Origin of the sequence: Methylorubrum thiocyanatum (assembly GCA_014138645.1) — a bacterium.
Taxonomy (GTDB): Bacteria; Pseudomonadota; Alphaproteobacteria; order Rhizobiales; family Beijerinckiaceae; genus Methylobacterium; species Methylobacterium thiocyanatum.
In genome coordinates this window covers 18,317-38,033 of sequence record JACJIB010000016.1, presented here as the reverse complement: position 1 = coordinate 38,033, position 19,717 = coordinate 18,317, and the positions used below count along the sequence as shown (strand labels likewise).

General features: G+C 72.1%; 14 protein-coding genes and 1 pseudogene. 6 read left to right on the top strand and 9 right to left on the bottom strand.

The window, feature by feature from the left end; translation table 11 throughout:
* Positions 1–171, top strand: a pseudogene (locus HNR51_RS26870) (carbohydrate porin); the annotation flags it as partial.
* A 162-nt stretch (positions 172–333) separates the two neighbouring features.
* On the opposite strand, the gene HNR51_RS26075 reads toward HNR51_RS26870, so the two are convergent.
* Both HNR51_RS26075 and HNR51_RS26070 read right to left on the bottom strand, forming a co-directional pair.
* Positions 334–3,663: a helicase-related protein gene (locus HNR51_RS26075; protein ID WP_182556898.1), complete on the bottom strand. Its 3,330-nt coding sequence runs from the start codon at positions 3,661–3,663 to the stop codon at positions 334–336.
* A gap of 181 nt (positions 3,664–3,844) precedes the next feature.
* A complete protein-coding gene (locus tag HNR51_RS26070) occupies positions 3,845–5,119 on the bottom strand; it encodes a cytochrome P450 (RefSeq protein ID WP_182556897.1) in 1,275 nt (424 codons plus the stop codon).
* A gap of 325 nt (positions 5,120–5,444) precedes the next feature.
* Between HNR51_RS26070 and nikR the strand changes: the two genes are divergently transcribed.
* Positions 5,445–5,924: a nickel-responsive transcriptional regulator NikR gene (nikR, locus tag HNR51_RS26065; RefSeq protein WP_012453213.1), complete on the top strand. Its 480-nt coding sequence runs from the start codon at positions 5,445–5,447 to the stop codon at positions 5,922–5,924.
* A gap of 107 nt (positions 5,925–6,031) precedes the next feature.
* Positions 6,032–6,244: a hypothetical protein gene (locus HNR51_RS26060; RefSeq protein ID WP_012453214.1), complete on the top strand. Its 213-nt coding sequence runs from the start codon at positions 6,032–6,034 to the stop codon at positions 6,242–6,244.
* Positions 6,245–6,259: 15 nt separating this feature from the next.
* Here HNR51_RS26060 and HNR51_RS26055 read toward each other — a convergent pair whose 3' ends face one another.
* The 4 genes from HNR51_RS26055 to HNR51_RS26040 form a co-directional block, all read right to left on the bottom strand.
* Entirely contained in the window at positions 6,260–6,619 is a 360-nt protein-coding gene (locus HNR51_RS26055) for a hypothetical protein (protein WP_182556896.1), read from the bottom strand.
* A 188-nt stretch (positions 6,620–6,807) separates the two neighbouring features.
* On the bottom strand, positions 6,808–7,218 hold the full coding sequence (locus HNR51_RS26050; protein WP_182556895.1) for a response regulator: 411 nt from the start codon (positions 7,216–7,218) through the stop codon (positions 6,808–6,810).
* 133 nt (positions 7,219–7,351) lie between these two features.
* Positions 7,352–10,858: a CheR family methyltransferase gene (locus tag HNR51_RS26045; RefSeq protein WP_182556894.1), complete on the bottom strand. Its 3,507-nt coding sequence runs from the start codon at positions 10,856–10,858 to the stop codon at positions 7,352–7,354.
* A 196-nt stretch (positions 10,859–11,054) separates the two neighbouring features.
* Positions 11,055–12,113: a chemotaxis protein CheB gene (locus HNR51_RS26040; protein WP_239681401.1), complete on the bottom strand. Its 1,059-nt coding sequence runs from the start codon at positions 12,111–12,113 to the stop codon at positions 11,055–11,057.
* A gap of 240 nt (positions 12,114–12,353) precedes the next feature.
* Here HNR51_RS26040 and HNR51_RS26035 point away from each other — a divergent pair, with 240 nt between their 5' ends.
* Together HNR51_RS26035 and HNR51_RS26030 are read left to right on the top strand one after the other, a co-directional pair.
* Positions 12,354–13,190, top strand: coding sequence for a universal stress protein (locus HNR51_RS26035; protein ID WP_182556893.1), 837 nt, complete (start codon positions 12,354–12,356; stop codon positions 13,188–13,190).
* Positions 13,190–13,555, top strand: coding sequence for a c-type cytochrome (locus HNR51_RS26030; RefSeq protein ID WP_239681402.1), 366 nt, complete (start codon positions 13,190–13,192; stop codon positions 13,553–13,555). Before HNR51_RS26035 ends, HNR51_RS26030 begins: the two co-directional genes overlap by 1 nt.
* Before the next feature lie 7 nt (positions 13,556–13,562).
* Here HNR51_RS26030 and HNR51_RS26025 read toward each other — a convergent pair whose 3' ends face one another.
* The 3 genes from HNR51_RS26025 to HNR51_RS26015 all read right to left on the bottom strand — a co-directional run bounded on the left by HNR51_RS26025 (position 13,563) and on the right by HNR51_RS26015 (position 18,002).
* Positions 13,563–14,327, bottom strand: a complete 765-nt coding sequence (locus HNR51_RS26025) for a Crp/Fnr family transcriptional regulator (RefSeq protein ID WP_182556892.1) — start codon at positions 14,325–14,327, stop codon at positions 13,563–13,565.
* 289 nt (positions 14,328–14,616) lie between these two features.
* On the bottom strand, positions 14,617–16,257 hold the full coding sequence (locus HNR51_RS26020) for an ATP-binding cassette domain-containing protein (RefSeq protein ID WP_182556891.1): 1,641 nt from the start codon (positions 16,255–16,257) through the stop codon (positions 14,617–14,619).
* Positions 16,257–18,002, bottom strand: coding sequence for an ATP-binding cassette domain-containing protein (locus HNR51_RS26015; RefSeq protein ID WP_210280264.1), 1,746 nt, complete (start codon positions 18,000–18,002; stop codon positions 16,257–16,259). Before HNR51_RS26015 ends, HNR51_RS26020 begins: the two co-directional genes overlap by 1 nt.
* Before the next feature lie 99 nt (positions 18,003–18,101).
* Between HNR51_RS26015 and HNR51_RS26010 the strand changes: the two genes are divergently transcribed.
* Positions 18,102–19,691, top strand: a complete 1,590-nt coding sequence (locus HNR51_RS26010) for a cytochrome ubiquinol oxidase subunit I (protein WP_182556890.1) — start codon at positions 18,102–18,104, stop codon at positions 19,689–19,691.
* Positions 19,692–19,717: the final 26 nt, after the last annotated feature.

The following is a 19,717-nucleotide window of genomic DNA, read 5'->3' as shown; positions in this document are numbered from 1 at the left end:
GCGCATTTCGACGTCGGCGCGGGCGTGATCATCGAGCCGGTGGTGCAGTACGTGGTCAACCCGAACTCGTTCTGGAACCCCTTCACCGCGCGCCGGGCCAAGGACGGCTTCTATGCCGGCGCCACCCTCGTCGTCCCGCTCGGAACCCTGCTCGGCCTCGCGCCGGGCTAAGAGTGCCTCGCAAAACTCCCGATCACCCGTCGCCTTCTCTTCTGGGCACGGCGGCGCAGCGGGAGTTTCGTGAGAGACACTCAGGCGGCGGCAAGCCGGTTCTCACGATCGACACGCCCTCCCGGTCCCCGAGACCGGGAGGGTTTCTGTTTCGCCTCTCCCTCAGGCGCGCCGGTCGCGCGCCTCTTCGAGCCGGCGCAGGAACGCCGCGGCCTGACGTCCGCGCTCGACCGGATCCTCGCCCCCCCGGCGCAGGACGATGCGGCCCTCGCGCACCGTGATGTCGTCGGATACCGGGATCACCGGCGCGGTCCGGTCCGGATGGAAATCGGCCGCGATCCCCTGCGGTCCGCCATTGAGGCGGGCGATGCCGAGAGCGAGGCATCCGATCCGCAGGGCGGCCAGCGTGAACAGCGCCTCCACCGAACCGGGAAGCGGCCCGAACCGGTCCTCGATCTCGTCGCGCAGGGCGTCGATCTCGGCCTCGGTGCGCAGGCGCAGCAGGCGGGTGTAGAGGCTCAGGCGGATCTCGGGCTCCGGGATATAGTCGGCGGGCACGCGGCCGTTCAGGCCGATCCGCACCTCCGGGCTCCAATCCTCGGCCGCCTCGCCCTTGGCCGCGCGGAGCGCCAGTTGCAGCAGGTGCTGGTAGAGGCCGAGGCCGACGAGCTTGACATGGCCCGACTGGTCGTCGCCGACGAGATCGCCCGCACCGCGCAGGTCGAGGTCGCGGGCGGAGATGGCGAATCCCGCGCCGAGCCGGTCGAGGGCCTCCAGCGTGCGCAGCCGCTTCTCGGTGGAGGGGCTGAGGGGCTTGTCGGGATGCCCGAACAGGTAGACCACTCCGCGCCGCTGCCCGCGCCCGACCCGGCCGCGCAACTGGTGCAGCTGCGCGAGGCCGAACCGCTCCGCGTCCCAGACCAGCATGGTGTTGGCCCGCGGCACGTCGAGGCCGCTCTCGATGATGCTGGTGGCGAGCAGCACGTCGCCGTCGCCGTCGGCGAAGCGGACCATGGCGTCGTCCATCTCGGCCGGCTTCATCTCGCCGTGCGCGATCACGACCGTAAGCCCCGGCACGAGGCTGCGCAGGCGCTTGGCCATCGGCGCGATGTCCTCGATCCGCGGGCAGACCACGAAGCTCTGGCCGCCGCGGCGATGCTCGCGCCGCAGGGCCGCGGCCAGCGTCGCCTCCTCGAACGGGGCGATCACCGTACGGATCGGCTGGCGCACCGCCGGGGGCGTGGCGATGACGCTGAGGCTCTGCAGGCCGACCATCGCCGCCTGGAGCGTGCGCGGGATCGGCGTCGCGCTCAAGGTCAGGATGTGGGCATCGCCCGCCGCCTTGCGCAGGCTCGCCTTGGTCTTGGCCCCGAAGCGCTGCTCCTCGTCGATGATGGCGAGCCCGAGATCGTGGAAGGCGACGCCGCGCCCAGCGAGCGCCTGGGTGCCGACCACGAGGCGCACGCTGCCGTCGGCCAGCCCCCGCTTCACCCGCTTGGCCTCGGCGGGGGAGACGAGGCGTGAGAGATGCGCCACCTCGATGCCGAAACGGGCAAACCGCCGCCGAAACGTCTCGACATGCTGGCGCACCAGCACCGTGGTCGGCGCCATGACGGCGACCTGCCGGCCGGCGAAGAGCGCCGCGGCGGCGGCACGCAGCGCCACCTCCGTCTTGCCGAAGCCGACATCGCCGCAGACCAGCCGGTCCATCGGCGCCTCGCGGGCGAGGTCGCCCAGGGTTTCCTCCACCGCACCGGCCTGATCGCCGGTAAGCGGGAAGCCGAAGCCGGCGGCGAAGCGCTCCATCTCGCGCTCCGGCGGCACGATCTGCGGCGCATGCGCCTTCCGGCGCTCCTGCGCCGCCTTCAGCATCGCCCGCGCGGCCTTGGCGAGCGTCGCCTCCGCCTCCAGGCGCCGCCGGGCCCAGGTGCCGCCGTCGAGCCGGTCGAGGGTCACGGCCTCGGCCTCCGAGCCGTAGCGCCAGATCCGGTCGGCCTGGCTCACCGGAACCATCAGGATGGCCTCGTCGGCGAACCGCAGGCGCAGGGCGTCCTCCTCGTCCTCCTCGCCGGCGCGGATCGCCTCCAGCCCCTCGAAGACGCACAGGCCGTGATCGCGGTCGATCGCGACATCGCCGACGCGCAGCTCGACCTCGCCGATCGGCAGCACCGCGGCCCGCCGCTGCGCGCCCGCGGCCAGGGCCCCGAACAGGTCGGCGGCGGCCACCACCGTCGCGCCGGCCTCCGGCACGCGGAACCCCGCCTCGACCGGCGCCTCGAGCGCCAGCATCGCGCCGGGCTCCGCCGCCTCGACCTCGGCCCAGCCGTCGATCAGGCGCACGGTCCGGTCGTCGATGGCGGCCGCCGCCCGCACGAGGCGGCGCAGGGGCGCCTTGGGGCCGGCGAGTACCACGCGCTCGCCCGCCTTGAGCGCCGCGCGCAGGGCCTTGGCGAAACCCGTCTCGGGGCGGCGCTCGCGGGCGAAGACCGGCCCGGCGACCCGCTCCGCCTCGGCGCCCGTCGCCACGGCGAGGCTGCGCGCGTCGACGAGCGCCGTCCATTCGTCGGGCGAGAGGTAGAGGTCCACCGCCGACGCCCGACGGGGCTCATCCGGCCCGTTCCCGGTGTTCGAGCCGTCCTGCTCGCTTCCCTCGGCGATCTGCTCGAAGAAGGCGGCGGCGCGCTCCTCCATCCCGTCCTCGACCACGAACCGCGCCTGGGGCACGTAGTCGAGGACCGTCACGAGTTTGGGATAGAACCGTGCGAGCCGGTGCTCCTGTCCGGTGAAGGGTTCGAGCGCGACGCCCGAATCCGGCGCGAGGATGATCTCGGTGGCGGGGTCGATCACCAGCCGATCGGTCTCGACCCGGGAGCGCTGCGACACCGGATCGTAGGAACGGATCGCGGTGATGCGGGTGCCGTCGTGCTCGACCCGGCAGGGCAGCGGCGCGGCGGCCGGGAAAACGTCGATGGTGCGCCCGCGGACCGCGACCTCGCCGGGCTCGTCGACCCGGTCGTCGAGGATGTAGCCGAGCCGCCCCAGCTCGGCCGTCAGCCGCTCCGGATCGAGGGCCTCGCCGACACGCAGCTCGACATGGGCCGCGTCCCACGTCTCCGGCGGGGGGACGCGCTGCAGAAGAGCGGGGGCGGTGGTGAGCACGATGTCCGGCCGGGCCTGTTCGTCGGTTAGCCAGCGCAGCACGCCGGTGCGGGCGCCCATGACGCCGCGCGAGGGCGAGGCACGGTCGAAGGGCAGGCAATCCCATTCCGGATAGACTGCCACCGTCCGCTCCGGCGCGAGGGCGCGCAGGACGGCGGCGACATCCTCAAGGCGGCGCCCGTCGCGGGCCACGTGGATCAGTGGCCGGGCGGTCTGGGCGAAGCCGAGCAGGGCGATCGCGAGGGCGCCCGTGGGGATCAACGGGGCAACGGCCTCCTCCCCGTGGGCCTGTCGCTGGTCTTGTCGGGGCTTCGCAGTCCTGGACCGTGCCATCTCTGTTCCGTCGAGCGACTTCTAGGGGGTCGGCTTGCGGGAACGCCGCATGGGGCGCGGGCGGTTCCTCCCCGGCCTCGCGAAGGCCGGCTTTCCCCGCACTTCACTGGGGATCTTTTTTCGCCCGGGGCCCTTTGCCGGACTGGGCGCCGATCCGGGCAAGCGGCGAGGCTGTCTTCGCTCAGGGCGCGTGGACGGCGCGCATCACGAACCCCGATCGCGGACGCGCCGGCACGTGAGCGAGGTCGAGGGTCAGATCCTGCGGCGGAACGGTGTAGCGCGTCGCGGCGAGCTGCCTCGACAGCGTTCGCAGGAGGATCCGCGTGATGCCCTCGCCCGGGCAGCGGTGGCCGTCCCGCGCCGAGCCGGCCCCGTGCGAAACCATGTTGAACGGATCAATCGTCTCGCGCGCGAAGCGATCGGGATCGAACCGCTCCGGCTCGTGCCACAGGCGCGGGTCGCGATTGGTCCCGTAGAGATCCATGAGCACCCACTCGCCCTCGCGGAAGTCGTGGCCGCCGAAGCGGAACGGCGCCCGCACCCGGCCGCCGATGAAGGGGATGAAGGGATAGAACCGGCGCACTTCGTCGGTGAAGCGCTCGGCCGCCTCGCCGCCATCGGCGAGGGCCGCGCGCTGGTGCGGGTGGTCGTGCAGGGCCATCGCCGCGAAGACGATGTAGCGCGCATTGGCCACCGTCGGCCTCAGCACGTTGATGAGTTCGACGCCCGCCACCGTCCGGTCGAGGCGCTGTCCATCGGCATCCCGGTGCTCGGCGATGGTCCGGGCCGCGCCCGGCGGCACGTCGCGGCGCCCGCTCCGGATCTCGTCGATGACCTTGCGCACCCAGCGCTCCGTGCGGGCGCGGTAGAGATGGCCCCGCCAGTTGCGGGGTCCGACCGCACCGGTGCCGTCGATCATCGCGGCGAATTCACGGGCACGCACGTCCACCTCGGTCGGGCCGAGGGGCAGCCCGACCCACTCGCAGACCGCGGCGGTGAGCACGCGGTGCGCCTCGTCGAGCAGCACGATCGCGTCCCTCTGCGCCCAGCCCGACACCGCCTCGCGCCAGTGCCGCTCGGCCAGGCCGGCCAGCCGCTGGAGGGCCTCCTCGCCCACGAGCGAGAGGAACATCGCCTTGCGGGCGAGATGGGCCGCCCCATCCATGACCATGACGCTGCCGTGGTCCTGGATCAGCGCGAAGGAGGTCGGCGGCAGGGCGTGGCGGCGGGTGAAGCGGTGACCGTCGTAGAAGTGGCGCGCCGCCTCGGCCCCCGACATGCAGATCACCGGGCTCAGCAGGAGCCGCGCGGCGAAGAGGTCGGAGCCGTGCTCTCGGCACCGGTTCCGGATGAAGCCGTAGCCTTCGCGCAGGAGGGCGAGCGTGCTGTCGGGCGCCGGCTCTCGTGGCAGGGTCCGGGCTTTGCGGAATCGGTGCGTGGCGATCGCGGCAGGCATGGAATATCCGGACCGAGGAAGGGGCGAGGGCATCGCTCGGACGAACGCCGAGCCCTGGCCAACCCATCGCCGTGAAGGCCGGTTCAAAACCCGGCGGCCCGGGCCGGGCGCCCCCCTCGGTCGCGCTTGCGTCCCGACAGATTCGCAAGGGCGCCGCAGGTCGTTCGAGCGCCGCATCCGCTCCGACCGCATCAGGCCGACGGCTCTAGGTCCTTGTTTCGCCGTGTCTTCTTTCGACGAGCCGGTGACCCTTTCGTCGGAATGCGCTCTAAGACATTCGACAGGGCGACCCGCGGGCATCCGCGGATCGGGGGAGAGGCTCGCCATGCAGCGCACCACCATCACCATCGATGACGAGCTGGCCGGCGCGCTGGATGCCTACATGGACAGCACGGGCGCGGGCAGCCGCTCCGAAGCCATCCGCGATCTGGTGCGGCGCGGCCTGTCCGCCCGCCCCGAAGCGCCGGCCGACGCGCCCTGCTTCGGCATCGTCAGCTACACGGTCGATCAATCGGTGCGGAACCTCGCGTCCCGCGTGCCGCAGGGGCGGCTCGACCGTCACGATCAGGCGGTGGCGTCCCTGTCGATACCGCTCGATCACACCACCTCGATCGACGTGACGCTGATGCGTGGCCCCGTGGGCGACGTGTCGTCCTATGCGGAGGCGCTGTTCCTCGAACGCGGCGTCATGCACGGCACGCTCAATCTCATCCCCGTCACCCAGGACACGTCCGCGCATTCGCACGAGGACGGGGACGTTTCCCACCGATCCCACACCCACCTGCGTGTGCGCAGCGGCTTCTGAGTCTCGCGTGGGCCGTACGGATACGCTACAATGGGGCCGTCCGGGGGCTGCCGGCGAGCGCGCGATCCGGCCTCGGCGAGCCTGCGCGGCGCGTGAGAAGTCTCCGGATGGACGACGACAGCCTTCGCACGGATATCGCATTCGCCCTCGCCGATGCCTGCTGGCGTTACGCGATCGCCGAGCATCTCGGCGCGCCGGTCCCCGAGGAGGCGCTGACCCCGCCCGAGATGCGGGGCGAGCCCGACACGGCGCTTCGCCTCGCCTACGAGGAACGCCAGCGCGCATTCGAGGCGTGGCGGCGCGCGCGCGGCCTGGCCTGATCCGACCGCACCATCCTACTGCACAGGCGGCACGCGGTGCGCGAGGATCGAGGCCGTCTGCTCGATGCGGTCCCCGGCATGGAGGAGCGCGCGCTCGACGAGGGCGAACAGCTCCGGATCATCCGCGTGCTCGGCTTGGCGCGCCGCTTCGAGCAGGGCGTCGAAGCTGGCGCAGAGCGCGTCGGGCGCAGCCGTTTGCGGCGGGGAAACGCGTGCGGCCCGCGCCGGAAGGGGCCGGACGTCGTGCGCCGAGAGGATCTTGTGCGAGGTCTCGATGATGCGCCGGGTGCGCGCCACCATGGCGCGGATTTCGGCCGCCAGCTGCGCGGTCTCTTCGACCCGCGCAAGGGCCGCGCTCGCCCACGGTTCGGTCATGAGGCTTCCCCCTTGCTGGAACGCCCAAACGCACCCGAGGGGCTCGGCTCCGGATCAGGGGCCTTCCAAGGGCATCGCGGGTGGCGCTCGGGCCGCCCGGCACTGTGTTCGCAACCCGGCGCCGAGACAAGCGGCCTCCTGCAACCTCTTGCGGCCTCTTGCGGCCTCCCTCGCACTCAGCCGGAGGCTCAGTGGGCGATGAGCCGGCTCACGGCCCGCAGCAGTTCGTCGTCGAGGAGGGGTTTGCCGAGAACGGCGTGCGCGCGGTAATCGGAGCCTTCCGCGAGCCGGACCTCGCCGGTGGCGAAGAGATAGGGCACGCCGCACGCGGTGAGGCGGTCGGCGATGACGTAGGCCGGCTCCCCGTTGAGATGGACGTCGAGCACGGCCGCGTCGAGCGCCTCCGTCTCGATCAGCGCCAGCGCCCGCTCGGCGTCCGGCACGGGGCCGGCGACCTCGGCGCCCGCCTCCTGCAGCCAGCGCTCGATCTCGATGGCGATGAGGTACTCGTCCTCGACCACGAGGATGCGGCGGCCCGACAGAGGGCGGTCCCGGGGGTGGGCCGGCGGGACGGATTCCGAGGGGGGCAGCGCGGTCATGGGAGCTCCGGCGACGTGACGTTCGAGGGAGCCTAACCCCATCGCCGCCGCCGTGAATTTTCCCAGGTTATACCGAGCGCCCCTGAGGCCCCGCGGGAGGCGACCGGCGACAGGGCGGAATCGCCGATCGGTCCTACTTCAACGGCAGCTCGATCCGGCAGCGCAGGCCGTCGAGGCCGAGAACGTATTCGGTCCGGCCCTGCAGGGCATAGGCGAGCGCATTCTCGATCAGCCCGCGCCCGTAGCCGCGCCGGCTCAGGAAATGCGGCGCGATGCTGACGCCGCTCTCGATCCAGTTCAACGCCATGCGCTTGCCCTGGCCGCTGTTCGTCACGCGCTCCCAGGTCACGGAGAGCGACCCAGTCTCGTCCTTCAGCGCGCCGTACTTGACCGCGTTGGTGGTCAGTTCGTGCAGGGCCAGGGCGAAGTTCTGGACCTGCTCCGAGGTCAGCAGCACCCGCGGGCCCGAGATCTTGATGCGCTGGGCCGCGGCGGAGGTATAGGCCGCCAGTTCCGCATGAACGAGGGCGCTGACCTCGACGGTGTCGTTGCCCGATCGGCTCAGAAGAGCCTGGGCGCGCCCGAGGGCGTTCAGCCGCGTGGTGAAGCTCTCGACCGGCGCCCCCTGCCCGACGGTGCGGGTCGCGAGCGAGGTGACCACGCCGAGGAGGTTGCGCGAGCGGTGCTGCAGCTCCTTGACGAGCACGTCCTGGCGCTCGGCGGCCCGCTTGGCCTCCGTGACGTCGGAGGCGATGCCGCCGATGCGATGCACCTGCCCCCTGTCGTCGAACAGCGGGAAGCTGGCATTGGCGAGCCACAGCTCCTCGCCGTCGCTCGGCCGGCGGATGCGGAAGGTCTGGGACACCCGCGCCCCCGCCCGCACCCGGCGGAAGCTGTCGATGACCGCCTTGCGATCCTTGGGTGAGATGAGCTTCAGCCAGGATCGCAGATGATCCCGTCCGAAGCTGCCGAGGGCGGCGCCGTACAGCGCCTCGAAGGCCGGCCCCACATACTCGAATTCCAGCGTCCGCGCGTTCCGGATCCAGAGGACGTCGGCGGAGGCGTCCGCGAACTGGCGGAAGCGCTCCTCGCTCTCGCGCAGGGCCGCCTCGGCCTGCTTGCGCGCGGTGATGTCGACGAAGGTGATGACGACGCCGGCGATGAAGTTGTCGACGCTGCGATAGGGCAGCACGCGCACCATGTAGCGCGTACCGGTCTGCGGGTTCTCGATCTCGCGCTCGGAGCTGTTCAGCGTGCGCAGGACGCGGCGGGCGTCCTCCTGCAGCTCGTCGTAGGCGATGCGCGACTTGATGTGGGCGAGCGGCCGGCCGGCATCCGATTCGACGAGGTGGAACAGCTCCGCCGAGGCCGGGGTGAAGCGCATGACGCGCAGGTCGTTGTCGAGGAAGACGGTGGCGATCTGCGTGCTTTCGAGGAAGTTCTTGAGGTCGCTGTTGATGCGGCCGAGCTCCTGCACGCGCAGGCCGAGTTCGCCGTTGACGGTGGTGAGCTCCTCGTTGACCGATTGCAGCTCCTCCTTCGAGGTCTGCAATTCCTCGTTGGCCGATTGCAGTTCCTCGTTCAGCGACTGGTATTCCTCGTTGGAGGCCTTCAGCTCCTCGTTCGTGCTCTCCGCCTCCTCGGCGACGGCCTGGAGCCGGTCCTTGTTCTCCCGCAATTCGGTTTCGAGCTGCTGGATGCGGTCGCGCTGATCCTGGGACGAGGCCAAGGTCGCGCTCGGGTCGGCGGCGGCGGACCCTCCGTCCTTGAACAGCACGAAGAAGTTGCGCGTGGGCGTGGACGTCTCCTTCACCGGCTCGACCACGAGATCGACCAGATGGTCTTCGCTCTCCTGCTCGATGCGCCGGTTGGCGAGGTGGACCGTCCGCTCCTCCTCGGCCGCGCGCACGAGCGCCGAGCGCAGGTCGAGGCGCAGGTCCGGATGCACCAGCTGCAGCAGGTTGAGCGAGGCCGCGCCGCCGGCCGGATCGATGTAGCGCCCGGTCCGGCCGGAGAAGTGCAGCACCGTGTAGGTCTCGTCCACGATCACGTAGGCCGGCGTGTAGCGTTCCACGAACCGCTCGGCCCGCCGGGCCAGCGACGGCTCGACGACGCGCGCGGGCAGGCTCGCCGCCGGGCGGTTCTCGAGCCGCGGCGAGGCCACGGCGAAGGGGAAGTCGGGCAGGATCCGGCTGTGCGTCTCCAGGCGGCGGAAGATGCGCGAGCGCGGCTCGATCGGGGCGAACAGGTTGGTGTGCCGCGAGACGTTCTCGGAATTGCCGAGGAACAGCACACCCTCCGGCTTCAGGGCGAAATGGAAGACGGGGATGACGCGGCTCTGCAGCTCGGCATCGAGATAGATCAGCAGGTTGCGGCAGGAGATGAGGTCGAGGCGGGAAAAGGGCGGGTCCTTGATGATGCTGTGCTGCGAGAAGATGCACATCTCCCGCACTTCCTTGACGATGCAGTAGGTGTTGCCCTCCCGCACGAACCAGCGCGCCAGCCGCTCGGGGCTGACGTCGCGCACGACCGATTCCGCGTAGCGCGCCGCCCGCGCCGCCGCGAGCGCCCGGCCGTCGAGATCGGTCGCGAAGATCTGGACCTGCGGCACCTCCTCCAGGGTCGCCATGTACTCGCGCAGCAGGATGCCGAAGGAGTAGGCCTCCTCGCCGGTCGAGCAGCCGATGATCCAGATCCTGAGCTGGTCGCTGCGGGTCTTCCCCTCGAACAGCTTCGGGATGACGGTATGTTCGAGAAGCTCGAACTCCTTCGTATCGCGGAAGAACTGCGTCACGCCGATCAGAAGGTCGTTGAAGAGTTCCTGCGCCTCCCCCGGCTGCGCGCGCAGATACTCGACATAGGCGGCGCTGTCGTCGATCTGCGCGACCTGCATCCGCCGCTGGACGCGGCGCATGAACGTGCCTTCCTTGTAGCCGTGGAAGTCGTGGCCGGTCTTGTTGCGCAGCACCGAGGTGATCGTCGCCCGCACCGCCGAGGAGGCGGCTCCCTCGAGGCGCGGGTCCGCCACCGTCTTCGAACGGAGCTGGCGGATGCTCGCCCCGATCCGCCCGGCCAGTTGGTCGATCGGCAGCACCGCATCCGCCAGCGCGGCGGGGATGTTGCTCGCGGCGAGTTCGCCCGAGCGCGACTCCTCCGTCTCCTCGGCCAGCGCGATGCCGCCCATCTCCTTCACGGCCTTGAAGCCGAGGGTGCCGTCGGAGCCGGTTCCGGCGAGGACGACGGAGATGGTGCGTCCGTCCATCTCGCCCAGCAGCGAGACGAGGAAGCTGTCGATCGTTCCCCGTTCGCCGAACCGCTGCTCGGCGGGACGAACCCGGAAGTGATCGCCTTCGACGCTGACGATGACGTTCGAGTCGGGCAGGTAGAGCCGGCCGGGAGCGAGCAGCATGTCCTGCGCGATGACGCTCAGTTCGTGGCCGGCGGCTTCGAGGGCTTTCCCGAAATCGGCCGCATCGAGCGTTTCCCGGTGCTGCAGCACGACGATGATGGCCGTGTCGGGCCGGGGCGGAAGCTCCTGAAGAAGATGAACGAGCGAGCGCGTGTTCGCGGCCGACGCACACAGGGCGACGACGATCGGCTTGCCGTCTTCAGGGCCGGCCTCCTCGGAGGACCTCACCATCACCGCCTCCAGCCGCAGTTCGCCCGTATGCGCGCTCCGATCCAGCCTGTAGGACGACGCGGAGCGCGCTGGCCAGTTATAAATACTTCGAGGAACGGTTTGCCGAAGCGCGCACGGCGCTCCGCCGCGGCGCGGACGGGGACGCGGGCGGGACGAGGCGGGCGGTCATGGGGCGGGTTGCGGGAGCGCATGCGCGCTAAACCTCCTGCCCGCCCTCGCTGCGCGAAGGCTCGGAGGACGGCTCGGAGGACGGCTCGGGGGACGGCTCCGGTGACGGCAGGGCGTGAAGAACGGCCCGGCGGATCACCTCGCCGTAGCGGCGGTACTCGGCCGCGCGCTCCTCGTACATCTCGCTGACCGCCGAACGTCCGGCCTTGCGCCCGTCCTCGGCCATGCGGCGAACGAGTTCGGCCCGCTCCTCGATGATGCGCAGGGCCACGCGCAGGGCCTCGTCGATGGCCCCCTCCTGCTGCTTGGCCACCGCCTCGGCGGTGTAGGCATGGCCGACCTGGCAGCGGAAGCGGAGCGGCTTGCCGTCCCGCACCTCGGAGAGGACGCCGCCGCAATGCGGGCAGGACAGGGCGCTGGGGTCGCCGAGGCGCCGCACCACATCGCCGTCGATCCGCTCGCCCGCGGCGATGTCGACTTCGAGCCGGATCTCCGGCGGCACGGGCGGGCGCGGGCCGGGGGCGTCGCGCACGAGTTCCGAGAGGACGTCGCCGATGCGCGCCGCGGACAGGGTGAGATCGACCTCCATCGCCGAGAGGGCGCTGCGCGGCATCTCGTCCGCGATCGCCTCCGCCGGATCCTGCACGAGGGTGAGACCGCCGCAGCTCTTGATCGCTCCGAGGCCGGACACGCCGTCGTTGAGCAGCCCGCTCAGGAGCACGCCGATCACCCGCGGGCCGTAGCTGGCGGCGGCGGAGCGGAACAGCGGATCGATCGAGGGCCGGGCCATGTTCTCGCGGGGGCCGCGCCCGAGCCGGATCCGCCCCTCCTCCAGGATGAGGTGGTGATCGGGGACGCCGAGATAGATGGTGCCCGCCTGGATCGCCATGCCGTCCGCTGCCGGGAGCACCGGGAGGTGGGCCGCCGCGGCGGTGACGGTGGCGAGCAGGCCGAGGCTGCGCGCGGGAATGTGCAGCACGATGAACACGGCCGCGGGCAGATCCCGCGGCAGGGTCCCGAGGATCGTCTTGAGCGGAGCCGTGGCGCCGGACGATCCGCCGATGACGATGACGTCGCGATTGTTCACGCCGCGCTGCTCCACACTCCGCCGACAGGGCGCCGAAACCGCGCCCGGTCCCCCTCAGGTAGCTTGCGACCGCAGGGGAATGTTCCGCGGGCGGCGCTTCGGCGCGCGGCGGACGCTCTCGGGGCATGGGGGAGGAGGCAGGCGGGCGGGCAACCGCCTTGCGCTGGATCAAGGCATCGGGGGCGGGTGACCGCAAGGATGCGTGGCGTCGCGCGGATGGAGACGCCGCAGGAGACGAGAATGGCTTACGCGAACATCCTGGTCTCGGTCGATCTCGGGGGGACCGCCGCCGAGCGCGTCCGGCTCGCCGCCGGCCTCGCGCGGCGCTTCGAGGCGACGCTCACGGGGGCGGCCGCCTGCCAGGTGCCGGCGCCGGACTACGTGCGCGACATCGGCGAGATCGACGACGAGGATCCGAAATTCGAGGAGAAGGCGCGCGCCATGCTCGAACGGGCCCGCGCCCTGTTCGAGCGCTCCGCCGACACCGCTGGCGACCATCCGGTGCGCCGCGCGTGGCGCGAGGCTCTGACAGGCCCGATCACCCATCTCGTCGAGCAGGCGCGGGCGGCCGACCTCGTCGTGGTGGGACGCCGCGGATCCGACGACCCTCCGCGCGGTGCCCTCGGCGCCCCGCCCGGCCCCGTCCTGATGGAAGCCGCCCGCCCGGTCCTCGTGCTGCCCCCCCGCATGGAGCCGGCCGGCAGCGGGCTCCGGGGCGCGCGGATCGTCGTGGGCTGGAAGGACAGCCGGGAAGCGCGCCGGGCCGTCTCGGCCGCGCTGCCCTTCATCCGCGAGGCGGATCAGGTCTTCGTCGCCAGCACCGGCGACGGCGCCCGCTACGAGGGCGCGGAGGACGTGGCCGACCACCTCGCCCGCCACGGCGCCGCGGTCACGACCCACCTGCTGCGCACCGTCGTGAGCGACGGCGACGAACTCCTGCGCTTCGCCCTGAAACAGGAGGCCGACCTGATCGTAATGGGCGCCTACGGCCATGCCCGCCTGCGCGAATGGCTGTTCGGCGGCGTCACCTACGAGATGCTGCAACGCAGCCCCATCCCCTGCCTGATGTGCCACTGATGCGTCTTCCGACCACCGCCCTCCTGCTGATCGCCGCCTTGCCGGTCGCCTTGCCGGTCGCCTTGCCGATCGCCTTGCCGGCCGTCCTACCCACGGCGGCCCACGCCCTCGACGCCCAGGCCCGGCGCGGCGAGACCATCGCGCGCACCAACTGCGCCCGCTGCCACGCGATCGGGCGCATCGGCGCGAGCCCCCTGGCGGAGGCGCCGCCGTTCCGCGAGTTGCACCGCCGCTACCCGGTGACGGACCTGTCCGAAGCCTTGGCCGAGGGCATCACCACGGGGCACCCGACGATGCCGGAATTCCGGCTCGACCCCGACGAGGCGCAGGCCCTGATCGCCTACCTCCAGACCCTCGAACGGTGAGACGAGGTCAGTTTGCCGCGAGGCCTTCGAGCCGGGGAATGTCCATCAGGCGCACGCCGCCGGGCACGATCAGGATCGCCTTCTCGCGGTCGAGCCGGGTCAGCATCCGGCTCACCGTCTCGATGGTGAGGCCGAGATGGTCGGCGATGTCCTGCCGGCCCATCGGCAGCTCGACGGTGATGGACTCGTGGCCGATGCGGCCGTAGCGGGCGCGCAGGCCGAGCAGGAAGCTCGCCACCTTCTCCTCGGCGGTGCGGCGGCCCAGCAGCATCATGTGATCCTGCGCCAGGGTCAGCTCGTGGCCGGCCCGCTCGTAGAGGCGTTGCAGCAGGTGCGGCGTCCGGGTGACGAGGCCGGCGAAAGCGCCCTTCTCGAACCGGCAGAGCGCCGTCGGCGCCAGCGCCTCGGCGGTGACGGTGAAGCGCTCAGGGAGCGCGAGGCCGAGGAAATCGCCGACCAGGGCGAAGCCCATCACCTGCCGCCGCCCATCCGGCAGGAGCCGCGACAGGCGCAAGGCTCCCTCGGTGACGTTGTAGACGGCGCCGGCCCGGTCGTCCTGCTGGAACAGGGCTTGGCGCGGATCGAGATGGACGTGCTGGCTCAGCGCCTCCAGGCCGGCGAGTTCCTCACTCGTGAGCGCCGCACAGACGCTGACGAGGCGGACCTTGCACGCGGCGCATCCGCCCTCCGACCGGTCGTGGGCGCAGGCATGCCCCGCCGGAGCGGGCTCGGCATCGGCGTGCTCCACTGAGCGCTCTGCTGAGCCGTGCATCGGACACCTCCCGCCGCGCATCCTCCAAGCCTATCCAATAGCCCCGATCCGCCCCGCCTGTGAAGTCGGAGCGAACAGAGCCGGAGAACCGAAGCGAGTAGGAGACAAAGCGCAGTCGATGGAGAGGATATTCCGGGGATAACCTCGCCTCTCTACCGGGGATGATGTGCCTGAACCTCCGGTCTCACACCGGAACTACTCGGCCTCTTCCCCGGCCACGACGGCACGGTACGGGTCCGCCCCGGACCGGCAGGCGGGGCGAGCACGCCTGCCGCCCCCGATTCGGCCCTCACGCCGTCCCGAGCGCGACCCGGCGCCCGGGCAGCCCGAGATCCGGGCGGTGGCTCGTCAGCACGACGACGCGGTCGCGCCAGCGGGCGAGCAGACGCGCGAGGATGCGCGCGGCCTGATCGTCGCGCAAATGCTCGGCCGGCTCGTCGAGCAGGAGGATAGGGGCCGGGCTCAAGCAGGCGCGGGCGAGGTTGAGGCGCTGCGCCTCGCCCAGCGAGAGGCTGCCCTCGGCGATCCAGGCGTCGAGGCCGCCGCCGGTGCGGATGCGGGCGTCGAGTTCGACGGCCTCCAGCGCCGCCCACAGCACCGCGTCGGAGGCGCCGGGCGCGAACAGGTTCTCGCGCACGGTGTCGGACAGGATCGCGGCGTCGTGCAGGCTCAGATGCGTCAGCGCCCGCCGCTCGGCCGCCGGGCGGACGGCGCCGCCGAGCCGGATCGTCTCGCCGGGCCGCTCCGCGTTCCAGCCGGCCAGCGCCTTCAGCAGGGTGGTCTTGCCGCAGCCGCTGGCGCCGACGAGGGTCAGCGGCGTGCCGGGAACGACGGCCAAGTCCGGCAGCGGTCCAAGATCGCGGCCGAGATCGCGGCCGTCCGGCGCCCATAGGTGCAGGCCGTGCAGGGTCAGGGCGCCGGGGGCCGGGCCGGGCCGCGGCGCCGGCTCGGCGGCGAGGCCCGGCTCGATGGCGAGGGATTGGCGGGCAAGACGCGCGCGGACCGAACCCGGCAGCGCCCGCGCGAGGGACAGGAGCGGCTCGGCGAGCCCGAGCCAGGCGAAGGCCAGGAAGGCGGCGGGCAGGAGCCCGGTGCCGCGGGCGCCCGCGTTCCAGGCGGCGAGCAGCACCGCCAGGGCGAGGCCGGGGCCGGCGAGCGCCAGCAGAGCCTCGAACCGGGCGAGCGCCCGGCGTCCGTCGGCGGCCTCGCGCTCGGCATCGCGCAGCGGATCGAGGGCGATCCGCAGGGCGGCGCGGCGGCGTCCCTCGGCCGCGAGCGGCACGGCCCCCGCGAGGGCGGCGCCGAGATGGGTGGCCGCGGCGCGGCGCGCGTTGCGCGTCCACGCCTCGATCCCGGCGAGCCGCCTCAGCGTGCGCCGGGCGAGGAGGGTGCCGGCGAGCGCGAGCCCGGCGACGGGAAGGAGCGCGAGCGGCGCGAGATAGGCGGTGAGGAGTGTGAGGAGGCCGAGCGCGGCGCCGGTCAAGGCAACGGGAAAGCCGACGCGCAGCCGGGCGTAGTCGATGTCGGCGACATCGTCGATGAAGTCGGCGAGCCGCTCCGGCCGCCCGAGCTGCCAGCCGGCACCGCGGCTCTCCGGTGCCCGTGCCAGGGCCGCGAACAGGCCGGCGCGGCGGCGGACCTGATCGCTCAAAGCCGCCCGGTGGCCGGCCATGCGCTCACCGTAGCGCGCGCCCGTGCGCAGCAGCGCGAACAGGCGCACCAGAGCGGCGGGGTGGTGGAAGTTGAAGGCGAAGGCCGCCGGCCCGGCGCCGGCCAGGGCCACAGCGGCCAGGAAGGTCACGGCCGTGCCGGCCAGGGCGAGATTCGCGGCGAGCGCCAGGGCGGCGAGGGCAAAGGCGAGGGTCCAAGCGCGGGACGTGTCGGCGCGGCGGGCGCCGGCGGCGGGGGCCGTATCGGGTCGGGTGTGCATCAGGCCGCCTGCTTCTCGGAAGGGATGGCACCGAGGGCGATGCGCCGGTCGGCGAGCGCCGCGAGGGCGGGATCGTGGGTCGCCACGATGATGAGGCGGGTGCGGGCGGCGCGGGCCAGGGCTCGGCGAACCCGCGCGGCGTTGTCCGGGTCGAGCTTGGCGGTCGGCTCGTCACAGAAGGCGGGGCCCGGCCGCAGCAGCAGGCGCGCGACGGCGACTCGGACCCGCTGGCCGCCGGAGAGGTTTTCGGCGCCTGCCCGCACGGGGGCGTCGAGGCCGCCGGGCCAGTGCGGATCCTCGCTGAGGCCGAGGGTCGCGGCGGCGGTCGCCACGGCTTCCGCCGTCGCGGTCGTGCCGTCCGCGATCGCCGCGCCGAGCGTGCCCGCCGGGATCGGCGTGTCGAGGGAGACCCAGGTCGCCGCAACGCCCGGCCCCGGCAGGCGACAAGCCCCGGCAAGCGGCGCCTCGACATCGGCGAGAACCCGCAGCAGCGTCGATTTACCCGCCCCGCTCGGCCCGGTCACGGCGACGAGCCCGGTCTCCGGCAGATCGAAATCGGCGACGGGCCCGGCATGGGGCAGGACGAGGCCGCGGGCGCCCGGCATTGCGGGAACCGAGCCGCGCTCGGGCCTCGTCTCGGCGTCCTCCGAAAAGACCCAGGCCAGCGCCTCGGCCGCGGCCTCCCCTTCCGCCTTGGCATGGTAGAGCTCGGCGTAGCGGCGGAACGGCAGAAAATACTCGGGAGCGAGCAGCAGGATCAGCAGGCTCTGCCACAGCGCCAGATGCGCGAAACCCGGAATTTCGGCGAGGCCGAGATGGCCGAGTCCGAGGAACACCGCCAGGATCGCGATGGCGAGCGAGGCGAAGAAGTCGAGCACGCCCGCGTTCAGAAAGGCCACCGCCAGTACGCCCATGGTGCCGTCGGCGTAAGTCTTGAGCCGTCGGTCGAGCTTGGCCGTCTCGCGCGGCAGGCCGTGGGCGGCGAGGATCGTCGGCAGCACCCGCACCCGGTCGGCGAACTGAGTGGCGAGGCGCCCGAGCGCCGCCTCCTGCACGGCGGCCCGGTCGCGGATCAGGCCGCCGACGAGGGCGAAGAATACGATCATCACCGGCGTGGCGAGGAGCAGCGCGACGGCCGCCTGCCAGGACACCAGCGCGACCGCCCCCGCCGTCAGCACCGGCCCGAGCGCCATCATCCGCCGCGCCGCGGCATGGCCGACGACGAGGCGGGCGAGTGCACCGGGATGCCGCTGCAGGCCGGCGATCACCGCGCCGCGGGGCAGGTCGGCGGCGGCGCGGGCCGGCATCGCGGCGAGCCGCGCCTCGGCGGCATCGACGAGCGCGACGGCGACCGCCGCCTCCAGGGCGGCGCTGCGCGCCTCGATCAGGCTTCCGAGCCCGGCCCCCGCAAGGAGGCAGGCCCCGGCAAGGCCGAGCGCGATCCCGTCGAGTTCTCCCGTCTCGATCAGCGCGCCCGCGAGCCGCGCCAGCGCCACGGCGAGCCCCAGCGTCGCGGCGCAGCGCAGCGCCTGGAGGGCGTGCAGGCGCGACAGGCCGGCCCGCGCCGCCCCACGGGCGAGGACGAGCGCCGCGGGCTCTAGCGCATCGTCCCGGATATCGGATCCGGGACGATGCGCTAGGCTCTTGTTTTTACATCGTCTTTTTCCGAAAGCCGGCAGCCACCTTTCGGGACGATGCTCGAGGGCGGCGCGGCCGGAACGGGCGCGGGGGGATCGTCGGGTCATGCCGCCTTGTGCGGCGGCGGCGGCGGAAGCGGCTTTGATCTGCGTCAAGGATCGCCAAGCGCGGCAGCGCGAGAGGCAACGTCGGACAAGGAGCCTCCCATGACCGATCCGCTGCTCGTCGATCTGTCGCGCCTGCAATTCGCGCTGACGGCGATGTACCACTTCCTGTTCGTGCCGCTGACGCTCGGACTCTCGATTCTCGTCGCCATGATGGAGACGGTCTACGTCATGACGCGCCGCAAGATCTGGCGCGACATGACCAGGTTCTGGGGCCTCCTGTTCGGGATCAACTTCGCCCTGGGCGTCGCCACCGGCCTGACCATGGAGTTCCAGTTCGGCATGAACTGGGCCTATTACTCGCACTATGTCGGCGACGTGTTCGGGGCGCCGCTCGCCATCGAGGGCCTGATGGCCTTCTTCCTTGAGGCGACCTTCGTCGGGCTGTTCTTCTTCGGCTGGGACAAGCTCTCGGCGCTCGCCCACTGCGTCGTCACGTGGCTGATGGCGCTCGGCACCAACTTCTCCGCGCTGTGGATCCTGATCGCCAACGGCTGGATGCAGAACCCGGTCGGCTCGCTGTTCAACCCCGACACGATGCGCATGGAGGTGACCGACTTCGCTGCCGTGATCTTCAATCCGGTGGCGCAGGCGAAGTTCGTCCACACGGTCTCGGCCGGCTATGTCTGCGGCGCGGTGTTCGTGCTCGGCGTCTCCGCCTTCTACATCCTGCGCGGGCGGCATCTCGAACTCGCCAAGCGCTCGTTCGCCATCGCGGCGGCCTTCGGCCTCGCCTCGGCGCTCAGCGTCGTCGTGCTGGGCGACGAGAGCGGCTACGCCGTCACCGACCACCAGAAGATGAAGCTCGCCGCCATGGAGGCGATGTGGCACACGGAAGCCGCCCCGGCCGCCTTCACCGCGGTCGGCGTCCCGGATCTGGAGAGCCGCACCACTCGCTACGCGCTCCACATCCCCTACGCGATGGGCCTGATCGGCACCCGCTCGCTGACGACCGAGATCCCCGGCATCACCGAACTGGTCGGGCACGCCAAGGACCGCATCCGCAACGGGCTCGTCGCCTACGCCGCCCTGGAGCGGATCAAGGCCGACCGCACCGATGCGGCGGCCCGCGCCGACTTCGCCCGGACGCAACAGGATCTCGGCTACGCCCAGCTCCTCAAGCCGCTGATCGGCGATCCGCTCAAGGCGAGCGACGCGGATATCGACCGGGCGGCGTGGTCCACCGTGCCGCACGTGCCCTCGCTGTTCTTCACCTTCCGGGCGATGGTGGCCTGCGGCTTCCTCTTGATCGCCCTGTTCGGCGCCGCGCTCTGGTACACGGCCCGCGAGGCCGAGGCGCCGCGCTGGCTGTTCCGGGCCGCGCTCTTCGCCCTGCCGCTGCCCTGGATCGCCATCGAGTTCGGCTGGTTCGTCGCCGAGTTCGGCCGCCAGCCCTGGATCATCGAGGGCGTGCTGCCGACCGCGCTCGCCACCTCCGAACTCGGCATCCCGTCGCTCCTCATCACCATCGCCGGCTTCACCGGGGTCTATGGCGTGCTCGCGGTGATCGAGGTGCAGCTGATGCTGCGCGCCATCGCCAAGGGGCCGGAGACCCTGGCCGAGGACCCGGCCGCCCTCTTCCCCGGCGCCGGCACGAACCGGAACGAGGCCGGCCTCGCCGCCGCCGAGTAGCCGTCCCGTCCCGTCGCCCCCTGCCT

Coding starts and splice junctions, on each gene's coding strand:
- HNR51_RS26025 (WP_182556892.1), bottom strand. CDS start 14,327: ATGCACGGCTCAGCAGAGCGCTCAGTGGAGCACGCCGATGCCGAGCCC.
- HNR51_RS26015 (WP_210280264.1), bottom strand. CDS start 18,002: ATGACCCGACGATCCCCCCGCGCCCGTTCCGGCCGCGCCGCCCTCGAG.
- nikR (WP_012453213.1), top strand. CDS start 5,445: ATGCAGCGCACCACCATCACCATCGATGACGAGCTGGCCGGCGCGCTG.
- HNR51_RS26070 (WP_182556897.1), bottom strand. CDS start 5,119: ATGCCTGCCGCGATCGCCACGCACCGATTCCGCAAAGCCCGGACCCTG.
- HNR51_RS26075 (WP_182556898.1), bottom strand. CDS start 3,663: ATGGCACGGTCCAGGACTGCGAAGCCCCGACAAGACCAGCGACAGGCC.
- HNR51_RS26055 (WP_182556896.1), bottom strand. CDS start 6,619: ATGACCGAACCGTGGGCGAGCGCGGCCCTTGCGCGGGTCGAAGAGACC.
- HNR51_RS26050 (WP_182556895.1), bottom strand. CDS start 7,218: ATGACCGCGCTGCCCCCCTCGGAATCCGTCCCGCCGGCCCACCCCCGG.
- HNR51_RS26060 (WP_012453214.1), top strand. CDS start 6,032: ATGGACGACGACAGCCTTCGCACGGATATCGCATTCGCCCTCGCCGAT.
- HNR51_RS26035 (WP_182556893.1), top strand. CDS start 12,354: ATGGCTTACGCGAACATCCTGGTCTCGGTCGATCTCGGGGGGACCGCC.
- HNR51_RS26045 (WP_182556894.1), bottom strand. CDS start 10,858: ATGGTGAGGTCCTCCGAGGAGGCCGGCCCTGAAGACGGCAAGCCGATC.
- HNR51_RS26030 (WP_239681402.1), top strand. CDS start 13,190: ATGCGTCTTCCGACCACCGCCCTCCTGCTGATCGCCGCCTTGCCGGTC.
- HNR51_RS26010 (WP_182556890.1), top strand. CDS start 18,102: ATGACCGATCCGCTGCTCGTCGATCTGTCGCGCCTGCAATTCGCGCTG.
- HNR51_RS26020 (WP_182556891.1), bottom strand. CDS start 16,257: ATGCACACCCGACCCGATACGGCCCCCGCCGCCGGCGCCCGCCGCGCC.